Source organism: Fontisubflavum oceani (assembly GCF_030407165.1).
Lineage (GTDB): Bacteria > Pseudomonadota > Alphaproteobacteria > Rhodobacterales > Rhodobacteraceae > Rhodophyticola > Rhodophyticola oceani.
The window spans coordinates 133,707-158,119 of record NZ_CP129111.1 but is presented as its reverse complement, the minus strand read 5'-3'; the positions used below and the strand labels follow the sequence as shown (position 1 = coordinate 158,119).

General features: G+C 60.5%; 24 protein-coding genes and 4 pseudogenes. 14 read left to right on the top strand and 14 right to left on the bottom strand.

What is annotated here, in order from left to right; genetic code table 11:
• Positions 1-23 precede the first annotated feature (23 nt).
• The 4 genes and pseudogenes from QTA57_RS00830 to QTA57_RS00815 all read right to left on the bottom strand — a co-directional run bounded on the left by QTA57_RS00830 (position 24) and on the right by QTA57_RS00815 (position 4,479).
• Entirely contained in the window at positions 24-644 is a 621-nt protein-coding gene (locus QTA57_RS00830) for a LysE family translocator (RefSeq protein WP_290153173.1), read from the bottom strand.
• A gap of 70 nt (positions 645-714) precedes the next feature.
• The gene (locus QTA57_RS00825) at positions 715-2,421 is read right to left on the bottom strand and encodes a peptide ABC transporter substrate-binding protein (protein ID WP_290153172.1); all 1,707 of its coding nucleotides are present in this window, start codon (positions 2,419-2,421) and stop codon (positions 715-717) included.
• Between the two features lie 27 nt (positions 2,422-2,448).
• The gene (locus QTA57_RS00820) at positions 2,449-3,480 is read right to left on the bottom strand and encodes an ABC transporter ATP-binding protein (protein ID WP_290153171.1); all 1,032 of its coding nucleotides are present in this window, start codon (positions 3,478-3,480) and stop codon (positions 2,449-2,451) included.
• A pseudogene (locus QTA57_RS00815) lies at positions 3,473-4,479 on the bottom strand (ABC transporter ATP-binding protein). The gene QTA57_RS00820 and the pseudogene QTA57_RS00815 overlap by 8 nt, the downstream one beginning before the upstream one ends.
• A gap of 224 nt (positions 4,480-4,703) precedes the next feature.
• Here QTA57_RS00815 and argE point away from each other — a divergent pair.
• The 4 genes and pseudogenes from argE to QTA57_RS00795 all read left to right on the top strand — a co-directional run bounded on the left by argE (position 4,704) and on the right by QTA57_RS00795 (position 9,413).
• Positions 4,704-5,863 (top strand): annotated as a pseudogene (argE, locus tag QTA57_RS00810) (acetylornithine deacetylase).
• 4 nt (positions 5,864-5,867) lie between these two features.
• Complete coding sequence (locus QTA57_RS00805; protein WP_290153170.1) at positions 5,868-7,040, top strand: M20 aminoacylase family protein; 1,173 nt, start codon at positions 5,868-5,870, stop codon at positions 7,038-7,040.
• A gap of 16 nt (positions 7,041-7,056) precedes the next feature.
• Positions 7,057-8,223: a M20 aminoacylase family protein gene (locus QTA57_RS00800; protein WP_290153169.1), complete on the top strand. Its 1,167-nt coding sequence runs from the start codon at positions 7,057-7,059 to the stop codon at positions 8,221-8,223.
• 26 nt (positions 8,224-8,249) lie between these two features.
• Positions 8,250-9,413: a M20 aminoacylase family protein gene (locus tag QTA57_RS00795; RefSeq protein WP_145211428.1), complete on the top strand. Its 1,164-nt coding sequence runs from the start codon at positions 8,250-8,252 to the stop codon at positions 9,411-9,413.
• Positions 9,414-9,470: 57 nt separating this feature from the next.
• On the opposite strand, the gene QTA57_RS00790 is transcribed toward QTA57_RS00795, so the two are convergent.
• The 3 genes from QTA57_RS00790 to QTA57_RS00780 all read right to left on the bottom strand — a co-directional run bounded on the left by QTA57_RS00790 (position 9,471) and on the right by QTA57_RS00780 (position 10,924).
• Complete coding sequence (locus tag QTA57_RS00790; RefSeq protein ID WP_290153168.1) at positions 9,471-9,917, bottom strand: YybH family protein; 447 nt, start codon at positions 9,915-9,917, stop codon at positions 9,471-9,473.
• A 41-nt stretch (positions 9,918-9,958) separates the two neighbouring features.
• Positions 9,959-10,246 (bottom strand): hypothetical protein, encoded by a 288-nt coding sequence (locus QTA57_RS00785; RefSeq protein ID WP_290153167.1) that lies wholly within the window; start codon positions 10,244-10,246, stop codon positions 9,959-9,961.
• 144 nt (positions 10,247-10,390) lie between these two features.
• The gene (locus QTA57_RS00780) at positions 10,391-10,924 is read right to left on the bottom strand and encodes a redoxin domain-containing protein (RefSeq protein WP_290153166.1); all 534 of its coding nucleotides are present in this window, start codon (positions 10,922-10,924) and stop codon (positions 10,391-10,393) included.
• Between the two features lie 71 nt (positions 10,925-10,995).
• Here QTA57_RS00780 and QTA57_RS00775 point away from each other — a divergent pair, with 71 nt between their 5' ends.
• Complete coding sequence (locus tag QTA57_RS00775; RefSeq protein WP_290153165.1) at positions 10,996-11,619, top strand: TetR/AcrR family transcriptional regulator; 624 nt, start codon at positions 10,996-10,998, stop codon at positions 11,617-11,619.
• A 2-nt stretch (positions 11,620-11,621) separates the two neighbouring features.
• On the opposite strand, the gene moaA is transcribed toward QTA57_RS00775, so the two are convergent.
• Positions 11,622-12,632 (bottom strand): GTP 3',8-cyclase MoaA, encoded by a 1,011-nt coding sequence (gene moaA / locus QTA57_RS00770; protein WP_290153164.1) that lies wholly within the window; start codon positions 12,630-12,632, stop codon positions 11,622-11,624.
• Positions 12,633-12,717: 85 nt separating this feature from the next.
• On the opposite strand from moaA, the gene QTA57_RS00765 reads away from it, so the two are divergent.
• Positions 12,718-13,149 carry a hypothetical protein gene (locus tag QTA57_RS00765; protein ID WP_290153163.1) on the top strand — a complete coding sequence of 144 codons (432 nt, stop codon included), beginning with the start codon at positions 12,718-12,720 and terminating at the stop codon, positions 13,147-13,149.
• On the opposite strand, the gene QTA57_RS00760 is transcribed toward QTA57_RS00765, so the two are convergent.
• The 3 genes from QTA57_RS00760 to QTA57_RS00750 all read right to left on the bottom strand — a co-directional run bounded on the left by QTA57_RS00760 (position 13,146) and on the right by QTA57_RS00750 (position 15,909).
• The gene (locus QTA57_RS00760) at positions 13,146-14,429 is read right to left on the bottom strand and encodes a DUF3422 family protein (protein WP_290153162.1); all 1,284 of its coding nucleotides are present in this window, start codon (positions 14,427-14,429) and stop codon (positions 13,146-13,148) included. The two genes, QTA57_RS00765 and QTA57_RS00760, sit on opposite strands and share 4 nt — an antisense overlap.
• 127 nt (positions 14,430-14,556) lie before the next feature.
• Complete coding sequence (locus tag QTA57_RS00755) at positions 14,557-15,057, bottom strand: GNAT family N-acetyltransferase (protein WP_290153161.1); 501 nt, start codon at positions 15,055-15,057, stop codon at positions 14,557-14,559.
• A 90-nt stretch (positions 15,058-15,147) separates the two neighbouring features.
• Positions 15,148-15,909, bottom strand: coding sequence for an SDR family NAD(P)-dependent oxidoreductase (locus tag QTA57_RS00750; RefSeq protein ID WP_290153160.1), 762 nt, complete (start codon positions 15,907-15,909; stop codon positions 15,148-15,150).
• A gap of 239 nt (positions 15,910-16,148) precedes the next feature.
• Here QTA57_RS00750 and QTA57_RS00745 point away from each other — a divergent pair.
• The 5 genes and pseudogenes from QTA57_RS00745 to QTA57_RS00725 all read left to right on the top strand — a co-directional run bounded on the left by QTA57_RS00745 (position 16,149) and on the right by QTA57_RS00725 (position 20,934).
• Positions 16,149-17,722 (top strand): annotated as a pseudogene (locus QTA57_RS00745) (Re/Si-specific NAD(P)(+) transhydrogenase subunit alpha).
• Positions 17,723-17,741: 19 nt separating this feature from the next.
• Positions 17,742-19,225: pseudogene (locus tag QTA57_RS00740) on the top strand (NAD(P)(+) transhydrogenase (Re/Si-specific) subunit beta).
• A 39-nt stretch (positions 19,226-19,264) separates the two neighbouring features.
• Positions 19,265-19,834, top strand: a complete 570-nt coding sequence (locus tag QTA57_RS00735) for a cobalamin biosynthesis protein CobQ (RefSeq protein WP_290153159.1) — start codon at positions 19,265-19,267, stop codon at positions 19,832-19,834.
• Positions 19,835-19,908: 74 nt separating this feature from the next.
• Entirely contained in the window at positions 19,909-20,349 is a 441-nt protein-coding gene (locus QTA57_RS00730) for a hypothetical protein (RefSeq protein ID WP_290153158.1), read from the top strand.
• Between the two features lie 114 nt (positions 20,350-20,463).
• A complete protein-coding gene (locus tag QTA57_RS00725; RefSeq protein WP_145211399.1) occupies positions 20,464-20,934 on the top strand; it encodes a Dps family protein in 471 nt (156 codons plus the stop codon).
• Positions 20,935-20,950: 16 nt separating this feature from the next.
• Here the strand turns inward: QTA57_RS00725 and QTA57_RS00720 are convergent, their stop codons facing one another.
• Genes QTA57_RS00720 through QTA57_RS00710 form a run of 3 tightly spaced genes read right to left on the bottom strand, consistent with a single transcriptional unit; the run spans position 20,951 to position 22,627 of the window.
• Positions 20,951-21,220 (bottom strand): DUF1289 domain-containing protein, encoded by a 270-nt coding sequence (locus QTA57_RS00720; protein ID WP_171557810.1) that lies wholly within the window; start codon positions 21,218-21,220, stop codon positions 20,951-20,953.
• Between the two features lie 15 nt (positions 21,221-21,235).
• Positions 21,236-21,418, bottom strand: coding sequence for a hemin uptake protein HemP (gene hemP, locus QTA57_RS00715; protein ID WP_171557812.1), 183 nt, complete (start codon positions 21,416-21,418; stop codon positions 21,236-21,238).
• A gap of 54 nt (positions 21,419-21,472) precedes the next feature.
• Positions 21,473-22,627 (bottom strand): acetoin utilization protein AcuC, encoded by a 1,155-nt coding sequence (locus tag QTA57_RS00710; protein WP_290153157.1) that lies wholly within the window; start codon positions 22,625-22,627, stop codon positions 21,473-21,475.
• Between the two features lie 137 nt (positions 22,628-22,764).
• On the opposite strand from QTA57_RS00710, the gene QTA57_RS00705 reads away from it, so the two are divergent.
• The 3 genes from QTA57_RS00705 to QTA57_RS00695 are packed head-to-tail and all read left to right on the top strand — an operon-like array spanning position 22,765 to position 24,411.
• A complete protein-coding gene (locus tag QTA57_RS00705; protein WP_253261150.1) occupies positions 22,765-23,253 on the top strand; it encodes an NUDIX hydrolase in 489 nt (162 codons plus the stop codon).
• Positions 23,254-23,300: 47 nt separating this feature from the next.
• Positions 23,301-23,753, top strand: a complete 453-nt coding sequence (locus QTA57_RS00700) for a DUF1178 family protein (RefSeq protein ID WP_290153156.1) — start codon at positions 23,301-23,303, stop codon at positions 23,751-23,753.
• Between the two features lies 1 nt (position 23,754).
• Positions 23,755-24,411, top strand: coding sequence for an SDR family NAD(P)-dependent oxidoreductase (locus QTA57_RS00695; RefSeq protein ID WP_290153155.1), 657 nt, complete (start codon positions 23,755-23,757; stop codon positions 24,409-24,411).
• The last annotated feature ends 2 nt before the right edge of the window (positions 24,412-24,413 follow it).

Below are 24,413 nucleotides of genomic sequence, written 5' to 3'. Positions count from 1 at the left end.
GTCCCTTTGCAAAACGAGGCGGGTCATCGTGCCTGGGCGTCGCGCAGGGCCAGAAGACCTGCGGCGCCAATCATGGCACTGCCCGAAAGGCGGTTGAGGAGGCGGCCGCGGGAGGCGAGCCGGGCAAAGAGCCGGGCCGCCGTCGCGCCGTAGATGAAGAGGATCACGCCATCGATCACGAGATAGGTCGCTCCCAAGATCAGAAGCTGGGGCCAGATCGCGGCCTCCGGCGTGATGAATTGCGGGAAAAGGGCGGCGAAGAAGAACACCGCTTTGGGGTTCGACGCGGAGGTAAAGAAGCCCTGGAAATAGAGCTGCCGGGCGGAGGCCAGCCGGGCCGCCTCGCCAGGGGGCGTGGGGGCTGCGCGGAAGGTGCGAATGCCCATCCAGACCAGATAGGCGACACCGGCCCATTTGATCACATCAAGCGCCCAATCGGTGGTGGCGATCAAAGCGGCCAAGCCGAAACCGGCGGCCAGCATTTGTAAGAAATTCGCGGAAAGGTCACCGGCGACGGTCCAGCCGCTGCGACGCGGGCCATGACGCATGGAGTGGGAGATCATCAGAAGCTGGCTCGGACCGGGAGGCGAGGCGAAAAACACGCCCACGGTCGCCAGATAGGCCAGATAAATCTCGATGCTCATATATGGGGCCCGATCTTTTGTTGCGCCGCCCCGAGCGGGCGGGACGGCGCAAGGTCAGAGGATCATGGGATTATTCGGCGCGACGCCAATCCATGATGTTCCACAGCTCGCTGTCCCAGTCGGACATGCGGATGCCTTCGAGCGAGTTGGCATGAGCCGACACGCCGCCACGGTGAACGAGCGGAATGATCGAGTAGCTCTGCATGATCATATCGTTCATCTCACGCGCGATGCGGCCACGTTCCTGAAGATCGGCTGTCATGGCCATCTCATCGACGAGCGCATCATAGGCCGGATCACAGAAGCGCTGGATGTTGGAACCCTGCCACTGGGTGTCGGGGCCCGGGATCTCGTTGCAGCGCCAGTTGGCCATATAAGCCTGCGGATCCACACCAGCGAAGTTGTTGGTGTACATCTCGATATCGGCGTAGAACTTCTGGAACGTATCCGGAGAGGCCGGATCACCACCGAAGAAGACCGACGCATCGATGTTGCGCAGCTCGGCGTCGATACCGATCTCGCTCCACCACTGCTTCACCAAGGCTTGGGTGTCCTGACGGACGGCGTTGGTCGAGGTCTGATAGAGCACCTGGAGCGGTACACCATCGGCTTCGCGGATACCGTCGCCATTGGTGTCGACGATGCCGGCTTCATCCAAGAGCGCATTGGCTCCCGCGATGTCCTGGACCAAGCAGCTGTCATTGGCGGTCGAGGCATAGAGCTCGGGCGCTGGCAGCACGTTACAGGTCGGCTGACCGCCGGCCCCATATCCCACTTCCACGAGAAGCGCGCGGTCGATCGCCATCGACATTGCTTGGCCAATCACCGGGTTTGTCAGGAACGGATGCGGGCCGGCATCGGCTGTCGAGCGCACATCGCCAAGAGCTGGATCAGGATTGAACTGGTTCAAGTGCAGACGCTCAACCGAGGTGCCGAACGCGGTCACGACCGTACCGTTCCCCTGCGCTTCCATCTGCGCCAGGATGGTTGGGTCGATCTGGAGGTTCCAGGCATAGTCGAACTCGCCAGTTTCCAGAACCGACCGCGCCGCTGCCGCTGCATCACCGCCGCCTTTGAAGGTCACGGTTTCGAAATACGGACGATCGGGGAAGCGGAAGTTCTCGTTGGCCACGAACTCAATGACGTCATTAGGCCGGAAATCGGTCACAACGAAGGGGCCGGTGCCAATCGGTCCAAAGTTGGCGTCGGTGCATTCCGGGGCGCGGGCGCCAAGGCACTCCGCGAATTGCGCGGCTTGGATGATCGGGCTCTCAGCGCCGACAAAGGCGGTGTAAGGGAATGGTGTCGGGGCCGCGAAGTTTACGCGCACTTGGTTATCGCCCAAGTCCTCAACGCTGGTGACGCCATCGAAATAGCTGGCCTGTGCACAGCCGCCTTCGGGATGGGTGCAGTATTCCCAGGTGAATATGAGGTCGGCAGGCGTCAGCGCCGTGCCATCAGACCACATAACGCCTTCGGCCAAGGTCCACGTGATTGAGGTCAGATCCTCGGCCACACCACCATTCTCAATGGTTGGGATTTCAGTTGCGAGCCAAGGCACCATGGTCCCGGTGTTGTCAAAACGCGCCAGGCTTTCGAGGACCAGAGATGCCGATTCCACCTCTTTCGTACCACCCGAGAGATATGGATTGAGCGTCGAGGGCGCTTGCCAATAGATGATGTTGAGATGGCCCGATGAGCCGCGCTCGGCCATCGCTGCCACGGGGGACAGCATAAAGGCTGCCGCCGCCCCTAGTAGAAGTGTCTTAGAGTTCATGTCTCTCTCCTTGTTGGGTTGCTCATTTCAGGCCTCAGCCGCCGCCGTTGGTTCAGCGGTCGTCTTGGTGTCGTCATAGAGGTGGCAGGCGACGTAGCGGCCGGGTTTCACCTCTTTGAATTCGGGGTCGACCTGGCGACAGATATCCATCACTGCGGGGCAGCGCGTGCAGAAGTTGCAGCCTTGCGGTGGGTTTGACGGACTTGGGACATCGCCCTCCAGGATCGTGCGATTGGCATTGTCATGGGCAACCGGATCGGGTTCTGGCACGGCCGACAGGAGCGCCTTGGTATAGGGGTGGAGCGGGTCGGCATAGAGCCCCTCGCGCGGGGCAAGCTCAACCACTTTGCCCAGATACATCACCGCGACCCGGTCCGCGATATGGCGCACCATCGAGAGGTCATGGGAGATGAACAGATAGGTCAAGCCGAGTTTCTGCTGCAAATCTTCTAGAAGATTGACGACTTGTGCCTGGATCGACACGTCCAGCGCCGCAATCGGTTCGTCACAGACGATGAATTTCGGGTTCAGCGCCAGGGCGCGGGCGATGCCGATGCGCTGTCGCTGACCGCCGGAAAACTCATGCGGGTAGCGATTGGCGAAATCGCGGTTCAGGCCGACCGCATCCATCAACTCATAGATGCGTTCAAGTTGCTCGTCTTTCGACTTGCCGGAATGCTCCGAAAGTGGCTCGCCGATAATCGCGGCCACGGTCATCCGCGGGTTGAGGCTCGCTTGCGGGTCTTGGAACACCATTTGCATGGTCGGGCGCATCTTGCGGAGCTTGTCGAACCCGACATGAGCAATCTCTTCGCCATCAATGCGAATCGACCCTTCCGTCGGCTCATAGAGCCGCAGGATGGCGCGTCCGCAGGTGGATTTACCGCAGCCGCTTTCGCCAACCAGGCCGAGGGTTTCCCCCTCGAAAATATCGAAGCTCACCCCATCCACGGCCTTCACATTGCCGGTATGGCGGCGCAGCAGCCCACTATAAATCGGGAAGTACATTTTCAGCCCGTCGACCTCGACAAGCTTCTTGTTCGCGCTGGCGTCAAACATCGCGGGGCGCCCCCTTATCTACGTCCCAGAAACAGGCGGCGTCATGTGACGGGCCAACCGGAACACGCAGCGGGTTTTCCTTTGCACAGCGGTCGAATGCGAGGGGACAACGGGCGCGGAACGGGCAGCTATCCGGCGCATGGCCCAAAATCGGCGGCTGACCTTCGATGACCTGCAAGCGTTCGGAGCGCTCACCGGTGACGGAGGGCACCGTTTCCAACAGCATTCTTGTATAAGGATGCTTCGGGTTGGCGAATAATTCGCGCACCGGGCCTTGCTCGACCACCTGACCGCCATACATCACCATAACCCGGTCTGCGATGCCGGCGATCACGCCCAAATCATGGGTGATCCAGACGATGGCCATGCCGAGCTTCTGGCGCAGTTCTTTCACCAGTTCGAGAATTTGCGCTTGGATCGTCACATCGAGCGCGGTGGTCGGCTCGTCGGCGATCAACACTTTCGGGTCGCAGGCCAGCGCGATGGCAATCATCACCCGCTGGCGCATACCCCCGAAAACTGGTGCGGATAGTCGCCCAAGCGGCGGGCCGCGTCGGGAATGCCGACCAGTTCCAGAAGCTCGACCGCGCGCTTTCGAGCCTGGGATTTGTTCAACCCCATATGCTTTCTGAGCGGTTCGGTGATCTGATAGCCGACATTGAACACCGGGTTCAGCGAGGTCATCGGATCCTGGAACACAAAGCCGATGCGGGCGCCACGCACGGCGCGCAATTCGTCTTCGTTGCAAGTCAGCAAATCCTGCCCTTCGAACAGAACTTGGCCATTGCGCACTTCGGCCGGGGGCATCGGCAGAAGGCCGATCAGCGACATCATCGTCACCGATTTTCCAGAGCCGCTTTCGCCAACCACACCGAGCAGTTCCCCCGGTTCCAGGTGGAAGCTCACATCATTCACGGCATGGACTTCGCCGCGCCGGGTGCGGAAAACAGTTTTGAGGTCCTTTACATCAAGGACAGAGGGCAGACCCCCATCGGGCATCGTGTGACGCTCCTCACCAGTTGGTATTGTCCCGGCCTCTGATGGGCGGGTGCAAGCAATGTGAGTGACGGTAACAGGAAATTCGCGGCCCGCAAGCGGCAATCGGAGGGCTCTTGCGTGACGTTCAGGCAGATGCACAAGACTTAGGCACTTGTCACAGGCTGGGCTTGACGACGCGGCGGGTTCGGCACAGGGTCAGCCGTATTCACCTATAGGAGTCGAGGATGCGAGCCGCCCTTTCTGCGCGGGAACTGCTTGAAAAGCTTGTTTCTTTTCCGACCGTCAGCCGGGATTCGAACTTGGAACTGGTCGATTGGGTGGAAGGGTATCTCACCGATCTCGGCGTCACCTGTCATCGCGATTACAACGAGGATGGGTCCAAGGCTTCGCTTTACGCGCATTTGGGGCCGGAAGACACGGGCGGCGTCATTCTGTCGGGTCATACCGACGTTGTGCCGGTCGATGGACAGGCCTGGGACACCGACCCGTTTCAGGTGACGGAACGCGATGGCAAGCTCTATGGGCGCGGTACCTGCGACATGAAGGGTTTCGATGCGCTGGCGCTGAGCCTGGTCGCGCCGGCATTGGAGCGCGGGTTGAAACGCCCGCTGCAAATCTGCCTGACCCGCGATGAGGAAATCGGCTGTATCGGCGCGCCGCCGATGATCGCCGCGATGCAGCCGCATATGCCTAAGGCGGCCCTTGCGATCATTGGCGAACCAACCGAAATGCGGACGGTGACCGGCCATAAGGGCGGCACCGGATTCGATATGCATGTCCGCGGGTTCGAAGTGCATAGCTCGCTGCAAGATCGCGGCGTCTCGGCGATCATGGAAGGCGCCAAGCTGATCAACTGGGCCAATCGGATGAATGCCGAAAACCGGGCCAACGCCGATCCGGGCAACCCGTTTGATCCGCCCTACACAACGATCCATGTCGGCAAGATCGAAGGTGGCACGGCGCATAACATCACGGCGAAGGATTGCCGGTTTGTCCTGTCATTTCGTTGCGTCCCCAACGAGTCGCCACAGGACTGGGCCGACCGCTATCTGACCGAGGTCCGCAAACTGGAGGCGGAGATGCAGGCGGTTGAGCCGTCTTGCTTCATCCAGGCCGACCCGCTTTGGGATGTGCCGGGCTGAGCCCCGAGACTGACGGCGCCGCCGAAGCCATGGTGCGCCGCCTGACCGGTGACAATGCCACCCATGTGGTGAGCTTCGGCACCGAAGCCGGGCAGTTTCAGGCGGGCGGCTATTCCGCCGTGGTTTGCGGCCCCGGCAATATCGAACAGGCGCATCAGCCAAATGAGTTCATAACCATTGACCAGTTTCAGCAAGGCGAGCGTTTCATGGCCCGCCTGTTGGACATTCTGACAGAGGAGTAACCCGATGCCCGTGAAGAATCGCCTTGCCGAGCTGCATGACGAGATCACGGGGTGGCGTCGCGAGATTCACGCCAACCCTGAACTACAATACGACTTGCCGAAGACGACCGCATTGGTCGAGGCGCAGCTTAAGGCCTTTGGCGTTGACGAGGTGGTCACGGGGATCGGCAAATCGGGCATTGTCGGGGTGATCCGGGGCAAGACGAACACGGCCGATCGCTGTGTTGGACTGCGTGCCGATATGGATGCGTTGCCGATGAACGAGGAAACCGGGCTGGCCTATGCCTCTCAAACCGATGGGAAAATGCATGCCTGCGGCCATGATGGGCATACCGCAATGCTGCTTGGCACAGCGAAATACCTGGCTGAGACGCGCAATTTCGACGGCACGGTCTGTGTGATCTTTCAGCCCGCCGAAGAAGGCGGCGCGGGCGGCAAGGCGATGGTCGATGACGGGATGATGGACCGGTTCGGCATCGAAGAAGTCTATGGCATGCATAATGAGCCGGGCCTGCCCGTGGGCGAGTTTGGCGTGGCGCCCGGCCCGATCATGGCGGCGGCGGATGATTTTGAGATCACCATCACCGGCAAGGGCGGCCATGCGGCGCAACCGCATAACTGCATCGACCCGACGCCTGCGACCTGCGCCGCGGTGATGGCGCTGCAAACCGTGTCGAGCCGCAATGTCGACCCGCTGAAACAGGTGGTGGTGTCGGTTTGCACGATGAAGACCAGCTCGGAAGCGTCGAATGTGATTCCCAATTCTGTCCTTTTGCGCGGCACGGTGCGGACGCTGGATGAAGGCATTCGCGATATGGCCGAGGTCCGCGTGATCGAGATCGTGCAATCCACCGCCGCCGCCTATGGCTGCACGGCACATATCGAGTATCACCGGGGATACCCCGTAACGGTGAACCATGAGAAAAACGCCGAGATTGCGGCCGAGATTGCCGAGGCGGTTGCCGGGCAGGGGCGCGTGCACTACGGGCGTCCGCCGCGGATGGGCGCGGAGGATTTCAGCTATATGCTTCTGTCTCGGCCCGGTGCCTTTGTGAATATCGGCAATGGCGACACCGCCAAGGTCCATCACCCAAAATACAACTTCAACGATGAGGCGATCCCGTATGGCTGCAGCTTCTTTGCTGAGCTTGTGGAACGCCGGATGCCTGCAGCCTGATCAAGGAGTCTGACCGATGCCGATCAAGAATCGTTTTGCCGAGTTGCTGCCCGAGATCACCGAATGGCGGCGCGATATGCATGAGAACCCTGAGCTGATGTATGAACTGCCGCGCACGGCGGCCTTGGTCGCGGAGCGGTTGCGCGCCTTTGGCTGTGACGAGGTGGTCGAAGGGATTGGTCGGACCGGGGTTGTGGCGGTGATCAAGGGCAAGACGGATAGCGCAGGTAAGGCCATCGGGCTCCGCGCCGACATGGACGCGCTGCCGATCCATGAAATCACCGGGCTCGACTATGCTTCGAAAACGCCGGGTGTGATGCATGCGTGCGGCCATGATGGGCACACGGCGATGCTTCTGGGTGCGGCGAAATACATGGCCGAGACGCGGAATTTCGATGGGACCGTGGTGTTGATCTTCCAACCCGCCGAAGAGGGCGGGGCAGGGGCCAAGGCGATGATCGATGACGGGTTGATGACGCGATGGAAGATTGATGAGGTCTATGGCGTGCATAATGCGCCGGGGGTGCCAGTTGGGGAGATCGTCACCTGTCCAGGGCCGCTTCAGGCGTCTTCCGATGAGTTTGAGATCATTGTGACCGGTCAGGGCGGTCATGCGGCGGAGCCTCATAAGGCCGTCGATACGACCTTGGTTGCGGCGCAGATCGTCGTGACGCTGCATACGATTGTGTCGCGCAATGTCGACCCACTGGGTCGTGTCGTGCTGACGGTTGGGACGTTTGAGACCGACTCCAACCAGTCCAACATCATCCCCGATACGGCGCGGATGGAGGGAACGGTCCGTTGCCTTGAGCCGGAAGCCCGCGCGCTCGCTGAAGAGCGGGTCCGGCGGGTGGCCGAAGACACGGCCTCCGCCTTTGGCGCCAAGGCCGAGGTGATCTGGACCCCGGGCTATCCGGTGACGGTGAATGATGCCACTTCTGTGGACTATGCTGCCGAGGCCGCCGCAGCCGCTGGCCTGAAAGTCGATGCGGAGGCCAACCCGATCATGCCATCGGAGGATTTCTCCTATATGTTGGAGGAACGCCCCGGGGCCTATCTGTTCCTTGGCAATGGCGACAGCGCCCAATGCCACCACCCTGCCTATAACTTCAACGATGAAGCTATCCCCTTTGGATGTAGCTTCTTTGCCGAATTGGTCGAACGCCGCATGCCGGCGGCGTAACATTTAGAACCAGGAGAAAGAGACCTATGCCCGTCAAAAACCGTTTTGCCGAGTTGCTGCCCGAGATCACTGAATGGCGGCGCGATCTGCATGAGAACCCCGAGATCCTGTTCGAGACGCACCGCACCTCGGGCATTGTCGCGGAGAAGCTGAAAGAGTTCGGCTGTGATGAGGTGGTGACGGGTCTCGGGCGTACCGGGGTTGTGGGCATCATCAAGGGCAAAACCGACAGCTCCGGCAAAACCATTGGTCTCCGCGCGGATATGGATGCGTTGCCGATCCATGAGGAGACCGGCGTGGACTATGCCTCGAAAACGCCGGGCGCGATGCATGCGTGCGGCCATGATGGGCACACCGCAATGTTGCTTGGGGCCGCGAAATACCTGGCCGAGACCCGCAATTTCGACGGCACGGTTGCGGTGATCTTTCAGCCTGCCGAAGAAGGCGGGGGCGGCGGCAAAGAGATGGTCGATGACGGGATCATGGACACGTTTAAGATCGATGAGGTTTACGGGATGCACAATTGGCCTGGCAAACCGGTCGGGTCTTTCTCGATCCGCCCCGGTGCGTTTTTTGCGGCAGCGGACCAATTCGACATCTATCTGACCGGCCAAGGCGGCCACGCGGCAAAACCGCAAGAAACCGTCGACACGACCGTGATGGGCGCGCATGTGGTTCTTGCGTTGCAGTCAATCGCCAGCCGGAATGCCGACCCGGTGAAACAGCTCGTGGTTTCAGTGACGTCCTTCGAGACCGGCTCAAACGCCCATAACGTGATCCCGGAAACCGTGCACCTGCGCGGCACCGTCCGGACCATGGATCCGGGCATTCAGGATTTGGCCGAAGCGCGGTTGAAAGAAATCGCCGAGGGCACGGCGGCGATGATGGGTGGCAAAGCCGAAGTCGACTATCGGCGCGGCTATCCGGTTATGGTGAACTCCGAAGAGCAGACCGAGTTTGCCGCCGAGGTGGCCAAGTCGGTTTCCGGTGACTGCGAGGACGCCCCGCTGGTCATGGGCGGCGAGGATTTTGCCTTCATGCTGAACGCCCGGCCCGGAGCCTATATCCTCGTCGGCAATGGTGACACGGCGGCAGTGCATCACCCGAAATACAACTTCAACGACGAAACGATCCCGGCGGGATGTTCCTGGTGGGCGGAGATTGTCGAGAAGCGGATGCCGGCTGCTTGACGTCACGCTGATCGAGAGTGTGGCCGGCCCGCGCCGCTGTGCTGGCCGGCCACGTGTTTAGTTTTGATCGTGTTGGTGCCACATATCGGTGACGACTTCCCAACCGGTTTCTGTCGGTTCGAGCACAAAGAGATAGGTTCCGGTCGCGTCGAGCCCAGCAGTTTCGATCCGAGCGTCGACAGAGCCGATCATCACCGCAAGCGGCGCATCCTCCGAGACAAAGAGATGATCGATCGTATGGGTGACTTCGCCCTGGTTCGACGTGACAAATTCAAACAGGTCGCGGGGGCCCTGAAGCCCTTGGGTGACGGGCGTTCCTTGGGCGATCCAGAGCGTGTCATCGGCGTAAAGATCGAGCAGGCCATCGGCATCATGCGCCGCCGCAGCGGCATTGAACCGATCATTCAACGCGGTCAACGCTTCAATGGCGGTTTGGGTGGTTTCTTCGGCAATGGCGATCCCGGTTGAGAGAGCCACGGCAGACAGCAGGGCGATAACACGCATGAAGCCGTTTCCTTGTGTCTTGTTATGGAGGTTTGTGCAGATCATTGCGGCATCCCATCAGGATTGGGGCGGACAAAAATCACCTCTCTTGTGACCTGCCAGCGGGCGTCTTCCTGCGCCAGGTCAATGCTGAGAACGAGTGTTTTGTCCTCACCGCCCAACTGCACTTTGCGGGTAATCAGAACGTGGCCGTGCGCACCATCGGCATGGATGGCGTTATACTTGGCCCAGGTGTTATCGACACCGGCGCTCTCCCGTACAGTCTCGGCCAGCATGTCGATGAAGCCAGGTTTGTCGAACTCGGCAAGTGTGCCGTCGGTGTCGATCATGAGGATTCTCATGTCACGGTGATATATTCTGTCGAGGCCGCTCAAATCGGAGGCCGTACCGGCCTGGATTAACGCGTCAATTGTGGCCTTCACGGCCTCAGTTTGGGGGGATTGGGTCATTTTTTGATCCTGTTCGAGGGGGTTTCAAACGTAAGAGCCGTTGACGGGAAACGGGTCGGTGAGACCGCGCAAGAAGGTTAGACCGCGCAGAATAGACTGGAGATCGGGGCGCGCGAACGGGACATTGGAGATGTCGACAAGCTGTAAATCGCCTTCCGCATTCACGACAAAGAGGCCAGGTTCGGCAAAGGGGCGCTCCACGTTCATGCCATTGCGAGGCCCCGAAATATAAAGTCCGAGCGCCTGCATCTGCGGAACGCTGAGATCGTAGCCGACGTCATAAAGAGGCTGAACCTCGTCCATGTGACCCCCGGCGCGGTCTTCGTCATCGGCAGAGATCGCGATGACGTCGACGCCGATGGCATTCAAGCCCGGCAAGGCGGCATTCAACTCTTGCAGATAGCGGGTGCAGATCGGGCAGTGTTTGCCGCGATAGGCCACGATAAGTTGCCAATCGAACCCGTCTTTGGGCTTGGAAAGGGCGCGTTTCCCGCCAGTGAGCACAGGAATATTGAGGGCCGGAAAAGCGCTTCCGGCCAGCGGTTTAGGGCTGGTCATAGGGGTTATCTCGCGTTATATATCGTTCGATAGATAAATCAGCGACTCGCGCGAGCGTCAAGGATTATATATTGACCGATACAAAAAAAATTGGGCGACCGAGAAATTTCGACTATGATGCCGCGCTTTTGAAGGCGATGGCGGTGTTTTGGGCAAAGGGATTCGATGGCGCGTCGCTTCGCGATCTGACCAAGGCTATGGGGATCACCGGGCCCAGCATGTATGCGGCTTTTGGCGACAAGCGGGAGCTGTATCTAAAGACCATCGACCGTTACGCCGATGTCGACGGATGCGCCCCGGTGGTGGCCTTCGAAGCCGAGCCCGATATTCGCAAAGCCGTGCGGGGCTTCCTCGAAGAAGTTATCCTCTATGCTACCGAGAATGACAGTGGGGCAAAGGGATGCTTCTTGGCGTCCAGCGTTTCAACCAATATCGGGCAGGTTGAAGGTGTGGCGGAACGCGTTGAAAAAGCGATTGAAGATACCGACAAACGGCTCGCCGCGCGGTTCGATAAAGAGATCGAGAAAGGCACTCTACCGCCTGATTTCCCGTCTTTGGATCGGGCCGCGCTGCTTTATGATATGCGCCAAGGGTACATGTTCCGTGGGCGCGCCGGGTGGCGCGCCGAGGTGCTTTTGCAAGGTCTCGATGATCGCGTCGAGATGATTTTGGCGCATAAGGAGTTGCGGACTTAGTCTTACCCACCCGTATGGCTCATATGGCGGGAAACCTGGCCATCTACCTTCTGGCGGGAATAGTCGAAATCATGGCCTTTGGGTTTGCGCTCGATTGCGGCGCGGATCGCTTCTTCTAGCAAAACGTCGTCGCGGGAGTCCCTGAGCGGCGCGCGGAGGTCGGCCATGTCTTCCTGGCCGAGACACATATAGAGCTCGCCCGTGCAGGTCAGGCGCACCCGGTTGCAGCTTTCGCAGAAATTATGGGTGAGCGGGGTGATGAAGCCAATTTTCTGGCCGGTCTCTTCGAGCTTCACGTAGCGCGCCGGGCCGCCCGTGCGTTCGGCCAAATCGATCAGGTTGAAGCGTTCGGCGAGACGAGCGCGCAGGTCTTTCAGAGACCAGTATTGTGTGATCCGGTCCTCATTGCCGAGATCGCCCATTGGCATGACTTCGATGAAGGTCAGGTCCATATCCCGCGAAGCGCACCACTCTTGCAGGGTGAAAAGTTCGTCCTCGTTGAAGTCTTTCAGCGCCACCGCGTTGATTTTCACCCGCAGCCCGGCTTTCTGTGCCGCATCGATCCCTTCCAGAACCTGCTTCAGGCGCCCCCACCGGGTGATTTCGGCGAATTTCGTCTCATCCAGCGTATCGAGCGAGACGTTGATCCGACGGATGCCCGCAGCATAGAGTTGCTCGGCGAAGCGCGAGAGTTGGCTGCCATTGGTGGTCAGCGTCAATTCTTTGAGCGCGCCCGAGTCGAGATGCCGTGTCATGGACTGGAAAAAAGTCATGATATCGCGGCGGACGAGCGGCTCACCTCCGGTGATCCGCAGTTTCTGGACGCCCATGCGGATGAAAGTCGAACACATCCGATCGAGTTCTTCCAGCGTCAGAAGCTCTTTCTTCGGCAAGAAGGTCATGTTCTCCGACATGCAATAGACGCAGCGGAAATCGCAACGATCTGTGACGGAGACGCGCAGATAGTTGATCGCGCGGGCAAAGGGGTCGATGAGAGGGGCAGTGTTTTCCATGCCCCGAAGGTAGGACTGGCGGAGAGCCGCCGCAAGCCGTGATTGCGGCGTTGATGCCGGTGACCAATCTCCTTAGGTTTATCCTATGATGAGAATGGTTTTCTGCGCCCTGATGATGTTGGGCTTGGCCGCCTGCGCTGATGGTATTGGCCTGCGCCAAGACGGCGGTGCGTCGTCGGCATCGGAGCCGGGGACGGACACGCCGCGCCCGATGGAACGGCCAACGACCGAAGGGACCGCCGGTTTGGACGATCCCACGCCCTTGCCCGCCGGTGGCGGCGGAGAGACAGTTGCCACATTGGGCGACCCGACCGAGCCAGGGCTTTGGCTGCGCACGCCATTGGTGCGGGTCGAGCAAGAGGGCCGGGTGATGACCGAGGGCGGCGCGTCCGTCACCCTCACCTTGATCCCGATTGAGGCAGAGCCGGGCGCAGGCAGCCGGATATCGCTGGCCGCGATGCAGGCTTTGGGCGTGTCCTTGACCGATCTGGTGCCGCTGACGGTGATCCCGGGTTAATCGACTTTGCGGCGGATCGCCCGAACGATGAGCCAAACGGCGGCGATCACTGGCAACGCGAGAAGGGATGCCAGGATTGTCTTGGAGATACCCGCTTGTTCGGCAATCGGTGTGGTTAGATAGACCATCAAATTCACGGCGTAATAGCTGATCGCAACGACCGAGAGACCTTCGACAGTCTTTTGCAGGCGCAGTTGCAGCGCGGCGCGCTTGTCCATGCTTTCCAGAAGCGCTTGGTTCTGCGCCGAGCGGTCGACATCGACTCTGGTCCGTAACAGATCACCGGCGCGGTAGGCCCGTTCGGTTATCTGCTGCAACCGGCTTTCGGTTGCCTGCACCGTGCGCATCGTGGGGTCGAACCGGCGCATCATGAATTCGGCAAAGGTCTGACGGCCCTGAAACCGGGTCTCGCGCAGAACCTCGATCCGCTGATGGACCAGCGCCTCATAGGCGCGGGTGGCGCCGAACCGAAAGCTGGCCCGGGCCATTTGGTTTTCCAGATCGGCGGCGATGGTCAGGAGTTTGCCAAGTGTCGCATCGGGCTCTGCAAGATCCCCCGCCATGTCATCCAGAAGGGCGGCCAGATCGCGATCCATGGCGCCCATGCGGGTGCTGATGGCACGCGCGCGGGGCAGGCCGAGCATCGACATGGCCTTATAGGTCTCAATCTCGCAAATCCGTTGCACGACGCGGCCAATCCGGCGCGGGCCGGTTTTGGGGTTCACGAACAGGGCGAAGTTCATGTGGCCCTGAGGGGTGATGCGAAAGTCGCCCGCGATCACTGCGGCCGCGTCCAGCACCTGGCTGACCGCGAGGCTTTCGGGCAGGAACCAGCGGTCAATCTGCTTGGCAATCTCGGCCTCGGATTTCGGCGCATTGGCGATGTGGATATGGGCGGAGGTGATCCGGGCTCCGGGCGCGGCGGCGAGCCAGTCTTCAGGGAAGACCTCCCAAATCTCGGGGTCAAACGCGCGCTCGGCTTGGCCGTCGAGAAAGGCCGAATAGGTCACGAACTCCGTATGTTGCTCCCATTTCAGATGGCATTTGCCGATTTGGCCGGTGTAATGCGTGGCATCTTCGGGCGGGTGCGGCGCGCCGTGACGGTCGAGTAGGGCGATCAGATGGGCTCGGTCCAGGGCCCGGTCGCGTTTCGCGGCGTCGACGGGGTGTTTGATCGCGAGAAACGCCGCCTGGCCGGGGCTGCTGAGGACGGGGAACGGACGGGCGTGAAGCTCATTGGCGAGCGAGTAGCGCAAGGGGTGGTCGTCAATCGGGGGCATGGGCGGGGTCTGTTCGAGGCTGCGTTTCAACGTGACTAACAGAGTTTTGCGCTCTGTAAACAAAAATATTCAATGAAATGAGATAGTTATCTGCACACCGTCGTATGCCGTTGTCTTGGGGAAGCCGCTAGAGCCTGAATTCCATTTCGAAATTCTCTAATGTGACATTGCCGATTGTGACAATGTTGGGCCGAATGACGCACCAGCCGTTGCGGGCGAAAAACGAGCGCGCGGGGAAGCTGGCGAAGGTGAAGAGCCGGGACAGCCCGTTTGCTTTGGCGTGGCTGAGCAGCCCGGCCAGAAGCGCATCGGCAGTGCGGGTGCCGCGCGCCTCCGGCGCAACAAAGGCCATGTCGAGATAGCCGTCGGCGCGGAGGGTCATGAACCCGGTAAGCTGGGTGTCGTTCCAGGCGGTTAACACTTTTTGGTCGGCGAAGCGGGTGAGAAATCGGTCCGCTGGGATCGGCGCGCCGGCCCAGGCATCACGTTGGGCTTGGTCGTAATGGGCGGCCGCGCCGATTTGCACGGCGTTATAGAAGAGCGTGCCGCAGGCGGCGGCCATATCGGGGGTGAAGGGGCGGATATCGGGCATCGGCTCACTTTCGGGTGGGGTGGCGGGCTGCGTCACGCCCCCTGACGGGAGCCCTCCTTAGACCGCATTGCCATGGACGGGACGCGAGGGGAATACGGATCGCCGAGCCTGCGGTGCTGCGGCAGCTTAGGAGACCTGGCCGCCCGCGATCTGGATGGTTTGACCATTGACGCTGCGCGCGCTGTCAGAGCAGAGCCAGAGCGCGGCGCCGGTGATCTCATCGGTGTCGAGCAGGGTTTTATGACGGTTGCCGCCAGCAAGATAGCCCCGCGCTTCAGCCTCAGTGATCCCTTGATGAGCGGCGATTTGCGCGGCGTTGCGGGAGACGATCTCGGTATCGACGTAGCCGGGGCAAAGGGCGTTGAAGGTGATGTTGGAGCGCATGTATTCTTCCGACAGGCCCCGGATCAGGCCAATCGCGCCATGTTTCGACGCGGTATAAGCGATGGCGTTTTTCAGGCCACGGACACCGGCGATGGAACTCACCACGATCATCCGGCCCCAGTCCTCTTTGCCAAGCGTTGCCAGGGCAGCCTGAAACGTGAAAAACGCGCCGTCGAGATTGGTGGCCATGATGCTACGCCAGTGTTCGGGCGTTTCCTTAGCAAAGGGGGCGGGTTCGGCGATACCAGCATTGGCGACGCAGATGGCGATGGGGCCGTGCGCGGCGGCGGCGGCATGTATGCCTGTCTGGACGGAGGTCGGGTTGCTCACATCCATCGCCAGCGCGCGCAAGCGGGGGTGAGCGCTTGCGATCTCCTCAAGCCGCGCCAAGTTGCGCCCGGTGATGGTGACTTCGGCCCCGGCCTCGGCGAGCCCGGTCGCGATGCCAAGCCCGATGCCCGTGCCGCCGCCGGTGACCAGCGCGTGACGTCCTTGATGCTCCATAAATCAGTCCTCCCTACGGCGCATCCTACGCGTCATGCCACAAGCGGCAATATGCGCGGATGCGGGGGTGGACATTCCCTTACGTGAGGGCGTCTATTCAGCCGAACCGGGCAGGCGGGTTTGATCAAATCCGCTTGCCGTGTGGGAAAGATTATGTCGCCAAGTCGTGCTGTTGCGCAACATCTGCCATGTTGCTACATCGGGGCTTAACAAGGACGGAACCAAAAAGGGGGATGCCAGTGAAAATCGGGGCACCGAAAGAGGTTGAGGCCGGGGAATCTCGGGTGGCGATGACGCCGGAGAGTGCGGCGCAGCTTCAAAAACTCGGATATGAATGCGCGATTGAGGCCGGTGCCGGGGCGTCCGCAGGCTTCTCGGACGCCGCTTATGAAGCCGCAGGGGTGGAGATCATTAAGACCCCGGCGGGGCTTTACAAAGCTGTCGATGTCGTCGCCAAGGTGCGTCCGCCCACCGACACCGAAGTCAAGCGGCTGAAACATGGGCAGCTTTTGATCTCGTTCTTCTATCCAGGGCAGAATGAAGCCCTGATGGAGTTGGCCAAATCCAAAGGCGCGAATGTGATCGCGATGGATATGGTGCCGCGGATCAGCCGGGCGCAGAAGATGGATGCGCTAAGCTCGATGGCGAATATCGCCGGGTATCGCGCGGTGATCGAAGCGGGCAACAATTTCGGCCGGTTTTTCACTGGTCAGGTGACGGCGGCGGGCAAAGTGCCGCCCGCAAAGGTTCTGGTGGTCGGCGCAGGTGTCGCCGGGCTGGCCGCAATCGGGACGGCGACGTCTTTGGGCGCCATCACCTATGCGTTTGACGTCCGCCCTGAGGTGGCCGAGCAGATTGAATCGATGGGTGCGGAGTTCGTCTTCTTGGAGTTCGAAGAAACCGGCCAGGATAGCGCGGCGACCGGTGGCTATGCGGCCCCCTCCAGCCCGGAATTCCGCGAGAAACAGCTTGAGAAGTTCCGCGAGTTGGCACCAGAGATCGACATCGTGATCACCACGGCGCTGATCCCGGGCCGCGACGCGCCGGTGCTCTGGACCAAGGATATGGTCGAGGCGATGAAGCCGGGATCGGTCATCGTCGACCTGGCGGCCGAGCGCGGGGGAACTGCGAACTCACGGTTATGGATGAGAAAATCGTCAGCGATAATGGCGTGACCATCGTCGGCTATTCGGATTTCCCAAGCCGGATGGCGGCGCAGAGCTCGACGCTTTATGCCAACAATATCCGGCATATGATGACGGATCTGACGCCCGAGAAAGACGGCCAGGTCAATCATGACATGGAAGATGACGTGATCCGCGGTGCGACGGCGGTGTTTGATAGCGAGATCACCTTCCCGCCGCCGCCACCCAAGGTCGCGGCCATCGCGGCAGCGCCGAAGAAAGAGGCGGCACGCGAGTTGACGGCGGAGGAAAAGCGCGCCGAAGAAATCGCGGCCTTCAAGGAGCAGACCAAGCGCCAGGTGGCGCTGATCGCCGCCGGCGGGGCGGCGGTGCTGGCGGTGGGTCTCGTGGCACCCGCGAGCTTCATGCAGCATTTCATCGTCTTCATCCTGTCGATCTTCATCGGGTTCCAGGTGATCTGGAACGTCGCGCACAGTTTGCACACGCCGCTGATGGCGGTGACCAACGCGATCTCTTCGATCATCATCCTCGGTGCGCTTATTCAGATCGGGTCCAGTTCTTTCCTGATCACGCTGTTGGCGGCCTTGGGCATCTTTATGGCGTCGGTGAATATCTTCGGCGGTTTCCTCGTGACACGGCGCATGCTCGCCATGTTCCAGAAATCTTGAGCGGGCAGGGGTAGAGATAATGGATTTCGGATTTACGATTGCGGCCTATGCGGTCGCGGCGGTTCTCTTCATCCTGTCGCTTGGCGGGCTCTCGGGCCAGGAAAGCGCGAAGCGCGCAGTCTGGTACGGGATCGTCGGCATGGCGATTGCCGTGCTGGCCACGATGGTGGGCCCAGGGCAGGGGCTTTGGCTTCTCTCGGTCATTTTGATCGGCCTCGGTGCGGCGGTGGGCTATCAACTCGCGACACGTGTGCAGATGACCCAAATGCCCGAGCTTGTGGCGATCATGCACTCGCTTGTGGGCCTCGCAGCGGTCTTTGTCGGCTTCAACGCCGATATCGAGATCGGGCGTGTCACGGCGGCCTTTGTCGAGGCCGGTTTCCCGTTCCCGCGGCCCGAAGAGGTCACGACTGAGGGGGCCGCCTATGCAAGCACGTTCACCGGGTTTGCGGGCATTGTGGCCAAGAAAACAGGCGTTGAGATCACCATCCTGCGGATCGAACTGATGCTGGGTATCTGGATCGGGGCGGTCACCTTCACCGGCTCTGTCATCGCTTATGGCAAATTGGCCGGCCGGGTGGACAGCACGGCGAAGCAATTGCCGGGCGGTCACCTGCTGAATGCCGGTGCGGCGGCAGGCTCGCTGATCTTGGCGGCGCTTTATCTGGGCGATGCGGGCAGCTGGACGCTGGTGCTTCTGACGCTTCTGGCGCTCTTCATCGGGTATCACCTGATCATGGGGATCGGCGGCGCGGATATGCCCGTGGTGGTCTCGATGCTGAACTCCTATTCCGGCTGGGCCGCGGCGGCGATCGGCTTCTCGCTCGGCAATGATCTCCTGATCGTGGTCGGTGCGCTGGTCGGCTCTTCGGGGGCGATCCTCAGTTACATCTGTGTAAGGCAATGAACCGCAGTTTTGTCAGCGTCATCCTTGGCGGCTTTGGCGGTGCCTCCGGCCCGGCGATGGAGATCGATGGCGAACAGGTGGCGATCGATGCCGATGGCGTGGCCGTGGCGTTGAACGAGGCCGATAGCGTTGTCATCGTTCCCGGCTATGGCATGGCGGTGGCGCAGGCGCAGCAATCGGTGAGCGAGTTGACCCGCAAGCTGCGGGCTGCGGGCAAGACCGTGCGTTTTGCGATCCACCCGGTCGCGGGCCGTCTGCCGGGGCATATGAACGTGCTCCTGGCAGAGGCGAAGGTGCCCTATGACATCGTGTTGGAGATGGATGAAATCAACGAGGATTTCCCAGAGACCGACGTGGCGATTGTCATCGGTTCCAACGACATCGTGAACCCGGCGGCGCAGGATGATCCGAACAGCCCCATCGCGGGGATGCCAGTTCTGGAAGTCTGGAAAGCGAAACAGGTTTTCGTGTCCAAACGCGGTCAAGGCACGGGGTATTCTGGCATCGAAAATCCGCTGTTCTTCAAGGAAAACACGCGAATGTTCTATGGCGATGCGAAAGCCTCGCTGGACACGCTGCTGCCGAAGATCGGCTGATCAGATGTTTGCGCCGCCCTACCTCTCATGGGGCGGCGCATGAACACGCCCGCGCATCTCTTGCTGGGCGCAGCGGCGTTTGGCGACCCGGAGCGGCGACATACCACGACGGCGGCGATCATCGGCGCCCTGGCACCGGATATGTCGCTTTACCTCATGGCGGGCGTGGCGCTGATCGTGCTGCAAATCCCGCCTCAGGTGGTGTTTGACGAGCTGTATTTCTCCGATGCCTGGCAGCACGTCTTCGCAATCGATAATTCGGTTTTCGTCTGGGGCGTGGTTTTGGCCTTCGGGCTTTGGCGTCGAACCCCGTGGATTGTGGCCCTTGGTGGCGCGGCGCTGATCCATTTGGTGACGGATTTTGCTTTGCATCATGACGATGGGCGGCCGCATTTTTGGCCTCTGAGCAATTGGATCTTTGAAAGCCCGATCAGCTATTGGGACAGTCGCAACGGTGCGCGGATTGTGGCCCCGCTGGAAGCGCTTTTGGCCGCGGCTTGCTATGTTGTGCTCTGGCGCCGCTATGAGACATGGGCGCCCCGTCTTGGGTTTGGTGTGGTCCTGGGCGCGGAGCTGTTTGTGATGCGCAACTGGCTGGTGTTTTTCTAGCCCTGCGACGGTCTTGCAGATGGCATTGAAGATTATATCTGATAAGAATAGTCAGATATTGATTCAGGCCGCCTATGCTTGCTCAGAGATACACCGTTTCAGATGCCCCAGATCCCGGACATGACCGGGCGGAATTGGCGTGGTTGCGCGTCGCGGGTGCCCGCTGCCGGGTGATGCGGCGGAGCGACTTGTTTGAGGCCTGCGCTGTGTTGAGCATGGCGCGGGAGCAGGCGGCGTTGGCCTATGTACAGGCGCTGTTTCGCGCTTTGCCGACATTGCTGCCGAACGGGTTTCGGCTTTATCGGCCCGGCGATGACCAAGTCTCATTTGATGAAGCCTGGCTGCTGCAACTGCTCGACCGGGCGCGGGCAGGAGACACCGATAGCCTGACATTTCTGATCAAACGGCGCATCCCACGCCATGCGGAGCGGCAAGTGGCGTTTTTGGTGCATAGCCTGGCCGCTGCATTGGATGATCGCCCAAACATCGAAGCGCGCGAGAAAATTTCGGCATAATCGGCAAAAAGTGCCAAATTGCCCTCGACAGTTTTTAGAATGTCTCTAAATTGAGCGTATCGCCAGCCAGCCGATGCGCCAGCCCGCTTTGATTATCATCAAGAGGATAGACCTATGACTCAACCTGCCGCGCAGATGAGCCCGACCGCACAGGGCGCAATCGTGGAGGCACTGACCCAAGGCGTGGCGGAAACCGCCGTGACCACGATGTTGGCGCAAAACTTTCATTGGAATGTGACCGGCATGGGCTTTGGCCCGCTGCACGCGCTGTTCCAAGAGATTTATGAGGACCATTTCGTGGCCCAAGACGATCTGGCAGAACGTGTCAAAGCGCTGGACGGCCATGCGTTGGGGCAGCTTTCGGTGATGCTGGAGCGCTCAAAAGTCGAAGAGCATGATGGTCATGCCGATGCCGAAACCATGGTGGCGGCGCTGCAAAAGGCCCAAGAAACTCTGGCGGCGACCTTGGCCGAGGCAGGCGCGCTTGCCGCCGAGCATGGCGATACGCTGACCGAGGATCTGTGCATCGCACGTGGTCAGGTGCATGAGAAGTTCGCCTGGATTCTGCGGTCTCACCTGCGCTGAGACACGAGGCCGCCGCTTAGGCGGCCTTTTTCGCAGCTTTGCCAAGACCAAGGGGCGGTTTCGCCCCTTTTTTCATGCATTTTCTGACATAGGCGGGCTGCCAGGCCGAGTATTTGCCCATCACCTCCTGCTGCGCGATCAGCATTTTGATGAAAGCCTCTTGGTGGTCGGCCTTCTTCAGCGTCTTATACATCGCCTTTTGGTCTTTGGTCATCGAGCATCCGATGCAGTGCCCGGCGCGGCGGAATTTACAGACATCAATGCAGGGGCTGGGGTGTTTCGACATAACCTGGCCTTGTTGTTACTTTGTGAGGATGAGCTTTCCGGCGCGGGTGATGCGCAGGGTATAGGTCTTGTCATCCAGAACGATCAGGGCGGTGCTGCCCTCGCGTCCGGTAAGTGTGCGGGCGTCATGGACGGGCATGTCTGGTGTGGGCAGGCGCGGCGAGGCCGAATCGGCTTCTACAAGTGAATGGAAGGTCATGTCTGGCTCCTCAGTCATCATGAGATTCATTCCTGAGCAAAAGTGTCGGGTATGTCAATGCCTGAGTTTTTCAGTCGGAATATTTCCGCGTGCCGCTGGATGTTGACGCAGCAGCGTCACGCGTTCGGCAATCTCCGGCCGGATCGGGCCTGGGCGCGGCACATCCCGCAACGTCGTGAACCAATGCGCGGGCGGATTGCGGCCCGCGCGCGCCTTGTCCCACGTCAGCGCGCGGAGCACGGCCTCTGCGTCAGGTGGCACGCGATCGGGGATGTCATGGCCATTCAGTGTCGCCCAAATACCCGTCCAAAGCCGCCCGACAGACCAAGGATTGTACCCGCCGCCGCCAAGTACCAAAAGGCGCGGCACCTTGAGGCCCATCAGGGCGCGCAAAACATTCCAATGAGCATTGTTCGACAGGCTGAGGCGGCTTAGCGGATCCTCCTCGACAGCGTCCGCGCCGCATTGCAAGACAAGGGCGTCAGGGGTGAAGTTCCCGACGGCTGGCAATATCAACTCATTGAGAATAAATTCCATTTCGCTGTCATTTAGGCCACGCGGCACCGGTAGGTTCAAGCAGTTGCCGCCGCCATCTTCGTCCAGCCCGCCTGTGAAGGGCCATCGCCGCTCCTCATGGACCGAGATCAACAGCGTCTCAGGGTCGCCGGCAAATCCGGCCTCCACACCATCGGCATGATGCGCGTCGATATCCACATAGGCGATGCGTTTGGCACCCGCCCGACGGAGCGAGAGCATCGCGAGGACCGGGTCATTCAAATAGCAAAATCCGCCCGCCCGGTCGGGCATCCCATGATGCGTGCCACCACCGGGGTGGTAGATAACACCGCCATCCGCCAGAAGCTCGCCCGCCAAAAGCGATGCACCGGCGGCGGTGGCGGGGCGGCGGAACATCTCGGGATAGATCGGGTTCGAGACGGTGCCGAGGCCATGGCGCTCGCGCGTTTCCGCGCTCACCGCATGGTCGCGCTCCGCTTGCTCCAACGCCGCGACATAGGCCTCGGTATGCCAAATATGCAGGGCTTTTGGTTTGGCGCGCGGCGAGTTTCGATATTGTGCCTCCGGCAGCCAACCGATGGCGCGGGAGAGGTCCATCACCGTTGAAACGCGTGGCACGCGGAGCGGATGCCATTGCCCGTAGCTGGAGCCACGATAAATCTCGGAGCCCAGAAACAGGGGCGGGTTCTGCATGTCAGGCTCCTCAAGCTAACCGAAAATTAAGTGCGTTTGGCGGAGGATCAAGCCGAGGCAGACGCCGCAACAGATGTCACAATGCCTTGTTATGCTGGATTCTTTCTAGAAATCGCATATGTTGTGGCCAGAACAGGATGAAAAAACGGTATATGGGCAGTCCAAAGACATTTCAGGCCCCCTTGCAAATCGGGGGCGTTCCAAAACGTGAAACCCGCACGCAATTTGCCGCACTCTGCTATCGAACGCGGAAGACCGGGGTCGAGGTGCTCTTGGTCACCTCGCGGGACACCAGACGGTGGATCATTCCAAAGGGCTGGCCGATGGATGGCCTGACCCCGGCGGATGCAGCGGCGCAGGAAGCTTGGGAAGAGGCTGGCGTCAAAGGCAACGCGCATGACCATGTTGCCGGAATCTATAGTTATAACAAGAAGATGGAGGATGGGCCGGACCTGCCCTGCATCGTCGCGGTGTTTCCGGTCGAGGTCAAGAAACTCGAAGCCGAGTTCCCTGAGATGACTATGCGGAAACGCAAATGGTTCACGCCGAAAAAGGCGGCGGCGCGGGTGCGGGAGTTGGAGTTGAAACTCATCCTGCGGGAGTTTGACCCGTCCCGGCTTCGCTAACAGCAAGCGCTTGATTGCCGGAGAGATTTGCTTAGGTTGGCGCGATCATGATCCGATATTCGCTGAAATGTGCCGAAGGGCATGCCTTCGACAGTTGGTTCCAATCCGCCGAAGCGTTTGATGCGCTGGCGGCAAGGGGGCTTCTGTCTTGTGCGGTCTGTGGCGCCGACGATGTGAAAAAGGCGATCATGGCCCCGCGTGTCAGGAAAAAGGGTGGGGTTGTGGCCCCAGAGCCACCGGCTGCCGATGTGCCTGCGCCATCGCTCAGCACGCCCGCCACACCGGTGGAACAGGCGATGAAGGCGATGCAAGCCCATGTGGAGAAGCATTCCACCTATGTCGGCGGCAAATTCGCCGATGAGGCGCGCGCGATCCATCTGGGCGATGCGCCCGAGCGGATGATCCATGGCGAGGCGAAACCGGAAGAGGCCAAGGCCCTGATCGAAGATGGCGTGCCGATTGCGCCATTGCCGGGCGTGCCAAAATCGAAAGCAAACTGAGATGCGGGCGTTGATCACCGGGGCCAATCGCGGCGTCGGCCTTGCGATGGCCGAGGCATTGGCGGCCCGAGGCGACCACGTCATCGCAACCACGCGTTCCGCGACGCCTTTGGCAAATGTTCAATGGGAACAGGCCGATATGGCCGATCCGGCCTCGATCTCTGCCCTGGCAGAGCGGGTCGAGGGGCCGCTTGATCTGCTGATTTGCAATGCCGGGGTGTTGCACGATCGGGCGGAGGCTCTTGAAACAGGCTATCCGCCGGAAATGTGGGCGGAGACCTTTGCGGTCAACGTGACAGGTGTGTTTTTGACGATCCAGGCGCTCCTGCCGCAGCTCCGCGCCGCCAAGGCTGCGAAGATCGCAATCCTGTCGTCACAGCTTGGCAGCAACACACGGGCAACAGGCGGGAGATACATCTATCGCGCCTCCAAATCCGCGGCCCTCAATCTGGGGCGCAATCTGGCCCATGATTTGGTGCCCGAGGGGATCGCGGTAGGGATTTATCATCCCGGTTGGGTGCAAACCGATATGGGGGGCTCAGCGGCCGATATCACCGCCGCTCAGGCGGCCACTGGCCTGATCCAGCGTTTCGACGCACTTGGTCCGGCCACCACAGGCGTGTTTGAAACCTGGGATGGGCAGCCGCACCCGCTTTGAAC

Excerpts from the sequence above, each read along its gene's own strand:
- QTA57_RS00830 (WP_290153173.1), bottom strand. The coding sequence starts at position 644 with ATGAGCATCGAGATTTATCTGGCCTATCTGGCGACCGTGGGCGTGTTT.
- QTA57_RS00825 (WP_290153172.1), bottom strand. The coding sequence starts at position 2,421 with ATGAACTCTAAGACACTTCTACTAGGGGCGGCGGCAGCCTTTATGCTG.
- QTA57_RS00820 (WP_290153171.1), bottom strand. The coding sequence starts at position 3,480 with ATGTTTGACGCCAGCGCGAACAAGAAGCTTGTCGAGGTCGACGGGCTG.
- QTA57_RS00805 (WP_290153170.1), top strand. The coding sequence starts at position 5,868 with ATGCCCGTGAAGAATCGCCTTGCCGAGCTGCATGACGAGATCACGGGG.
- QTA57_RS00800 (WP_290153169.1), top strand. The coding sequence starts at position 7,057 with ATGCCGATCAAGAATCGTTTTGCCGAGTTGCTGCCCGAGATCACCGAA.
- QTA57_RS00795 (WP_145211428.1), top strand. The coding sequence starts at position 8,250 with ATGCCCGTCAAAAACCGTTTTGCCGAGTTGCTGCCCGAGATCACTGAA.
- QTA57_RS00790 (WP_290153168.1), bottom strand. The coding sequence starts at position 9,917 with ATGCGTGTTATCGCCCTGCTGTCTGCCGTGGCTCTCTCAACCGGGATC.
- QTA57_RS00785 (WP_290153167.1), bottom strand. The coding sequence starts at position 10,246 with ATGATCGACACCGACGGCACACTTGCCGAGTTCGACAAACCTGGCTTC.
- QTA57_RS00780 (WP_290153166.1), bottom strand. The coding sequence starts at position 10,924 with ATGACCAGCCCTAAACCGCTGGCCGGAAGCGCTTTTCCGGCCCTCAAT.
- moaA (WP_290153164.1), bottom strand. The coding sequence starts at position 12,632 with ATGGAAAACACTGCCCCTCTCATCGACCCCTTTGCCCGCGCGATCAAC.
- QTA57_RS00765 (WP_290153163.1), top strand. The coding sequence starts at position 12,718 with ATGATGAGAATGGTTTTCTGCGCCCTGATGATGTTGGGCTTGGCCGCC.
- QTA57_RS00760 (WP_290153162.1), bottom strand. The coding sequence starts at position 14,429 with ATGCCCCCGATTGACGACCACCCCTTGCGCTACTCGCTCGCCAATGAG.
- QTA57_RS00750 (WP_290153160.1), bottom strand. The coding sequence starts at position 15,909 with ATGGAGCATCAAGGACGTCACGCGCTGGTCACCGGCGGCGGCACGGGC.
- QTA57_RS00735 (WP_290153159.1), top strand. The coding sequence starts at position 19,265 with ATGAACACGCCCGCGCATCTCTTGCTGGGCGCAGCGGCGTTTGGCGAC.
- QTA57_RS00730 (WP_290153158.1), top strand. The coding sequence starts at position 19,909 with ATGCTTGCTCAGAGATACACCGTTTCAGATGCCCCAGATCCCGGACAT.
- QTA57_RS00725 (WP_145211399.1), top strand. The coding sequence starts at position 20,464 with ATGACTCAACCTGCCGCGCAGATGAGCCCGACCGCACAGGGCGCAATC.
- QTA57_RS00720 (WP_171557810.1), bottom strand. The coding sequence starts at position 21,220 with ATGTCGAAACACCCCAGCCCCTGCATTGATGTCTGTAAATTCCGCCGC.
- hemP (WP_171557812.1), bottom strand. The coding sequence starts at position 21,418 with ATGACCTTCCATTCACTTGTAGAAGCCGATTCGGCCTCGCCGCGCCTG.
- QTA57_RS00710 (WP_290153157.1), bottom strand. The coding sequence starts at position 22,627 with ATGCAGAACCCGCCCCTGTTTCTGGGCTCCGAGATTTATCGTGGCTCC.
- QTA57_RS00705 (WP_253261150.1), top strand. The coding sequence starts at position 22,765 with ATGAAAAAACGGTATATGGGCAGTCCAAAGACATTTCAGGCCCCCTTG.
- QTA57_RS00700 (WP_290153156.1), top strand. The coding sequence starts at position 23,301 with ATGATCCGATATTCGCTGAAATGTGCCGAAGGGCATGCCTTCGACAGT.
- QTA57_RS00695 (WP_290153155.1), top strand. The coding sequence starts at position 23,755 with ATGCGGGCGTTGATCACCGGGGCCAATCGCGGCGTCGGCCTTGCGATG.